The following is a 1799-nucleotide window of genomic DNA, read 5'->3' as shown; positions in this document are numbered from 1 at the left end:
CTCGATGCGCGCATCGAGCTTTTGGTCTGTGACCGTCCGAATGCGGGGGTAGTCGAACGGGCCAAGCAGACCGGCGTGCCTGTTCATACGTTTCGTCCGAAGGACTACGATTCGCGCGAAACGTATGAGCGGGAAATTTTGACGATGTTACAGCAAAAGCAAATCGAGCTTGTCGTTCTTGCAGGGTATATGCGCATTGTTACGAATGTTCTGGTGGACGCGTATTGGGGACGCATGCTTAATATTCATCCTTCGTTGCTGCCGTCGTTCCCGGGGCTCGATGCCGTAGGGCAGGCGCTGCGGCACGGCGTCAAGGTGACCGGCGTGACCGTTCATCTTGTCGACGGGGGCCTCGACAGCGGTCCGATCTTGGCGCAGCGCGCCCTAGACATTGAACCTGGCGATACGGAGGCTTCCGTCGCCGAGCGAATCCATCGGATCGAGCACCGATTATACCCGGAAGTGATCCAGGCGATTGCAACGGGAAGCATCCACTTGGAGGATGCCGCCAACAAACCTAAGGAGGACGGGACCGCACCATGAGCCAAACGACGAATCAAACGCAAGTATTGGAGCTCCGTTACGGAATGAACCCGCATCAAAAGCAAGCGAAGCTGATCGGGGAAGGGACGCTGCCGATCAAAGTAGTGAACGGCGACCCCGGCTTCATCAATCTGCTGGATGCTTTTAACGGCTTCCAGCTCGCACGGGAGCTGCGCCGCGCAACGGGATTGCCTGCCGCCGCTTCGTTCAAGCATGTCAGTCCGGCAGGGGCAGCCGTAGCTGCGCCGCTGACGCCCGAGCTGAAGAAGGCTTACTTCGTGGAAGGCTTGGAGCTGTCGCCGCTGGCAACCGCCTATGCACGGGCCCGCGGTGCCGACCGCATGTCCTCGTTCGGCGATGCTGCCGCGCTCAGCGATATTGTGGACGCCTCGACGGCACAGCTGTTGAAGCGGGAAGTATCCGACTTGGTCGTGGCCCCGGGATATACCGACGAAGCGCTGGAGATTCTCCGCGCCAAGAAAAACGGCGGCTACCTGATTCTCCAAATCGATCCGGATTACGTTCCGAATCCGGTCGAAACCCGTACGCTGTTTGGCATGACGCTGCAGCAGGAGCGCAACGACGCCGTCATCGACGACACGGCGCTGGAACGCATCGTTACGGACAACAAAGAGCTTCCGGAGAACGCAAAACGCGATCTTCTCATTGCGCTCGTGACGCTGAAATATACGCAATCCAACTCGATCTGCTACACGCTGGACGGTCAAACGATCGGGATCGGCGCCGGCCAGCAATCGCGCATTCACTGTACCCGTCTGGCCGGAGACAAAGCGGACCGCTGGTTCCTTCGCCAGCACCCGACGGCGCTGAATATGCCCTTCCGTCAAGGGCTCTCCCGCGCGGAGCAAAACAACGCCATCGATCTATGGCTGGAAGAAGAGCTGACATCGGTGGAGCAGGCGGCCTGGGAAGCTTGCTTCGAGCAGGTGCCGGCGCGTCTGACGCGCGAAGAGAAGCGCGAATGGCTGAATAAGCTGCAGGGCGTTTCCTACGGCTCCGACGCCTTCCTGCCGTTCCGAGACAATCTGGACCGCGCCAGCCGCAGCGGCGTCAAGTACGTCGTGCAGGCAGGCAGCTCGATGCGCGACGAAGAAGTCGTGAAAGCGGCCAACGATTACGGCATGGTGATGGCTTATTCGGGAGTCCGTTTGTTCCACCATTAAGAGACGAAACGGCATTGCTCCGTAATGTCCTGAGCTTGTTGAGAAACCCGCTGCGCGTATAAAATTCTCAGC

General features: G+C 59.2%; 2 protein-coding genes. Both read left to right on the top strand.

What is annotated here, in order from left to right; translation table 11 throughout:
* On the top strand, positions 1-543 hold a 543-nt coding region (gene purN, locus QJ48_RS34880; RefSeq protein WP_054977818.1), incomplete at its 5' end, for a phosphoribosylglycinamide formyltransferase.
* Entirely contained in the window at positions 540-1727 is a 1188-nt protein-coding gene (locus tag QJ48_RS34875; RefSeq protein ID WP_054977817.1) for a phosphoribosylaminoimidazolecarboxamide formyltransferase, read from the top strand. The genes purN and QJ48_RS34875, both read left to right, overlap by 4 nt.
* Positions 1728-1799: the final 72 nt, after the last annotated feature.

The sequence above is a fragment of the Paenibacillus sp. A3 genome, from assembly GCF_001399685.1.
Taxonomy (GTDB): Bacteria; Bacillota; Bacilli; order Paenibacillales; family NBRC-103111; genus Paenibacillus_G.
Note: the sequence above shows the minus strand (reverse complement) of the source record. Positions and strands in the feature narration are given on the sequence as shown.

Coding starts and splice junctions, on each gene's coding strand:
- QJ48_RS34875 (WP_054977817.1), top strand. CDS start 540: ATGAGCCAAACGACGAATCAAACGCAAGTATTGGAGCTCCGTTACGGA.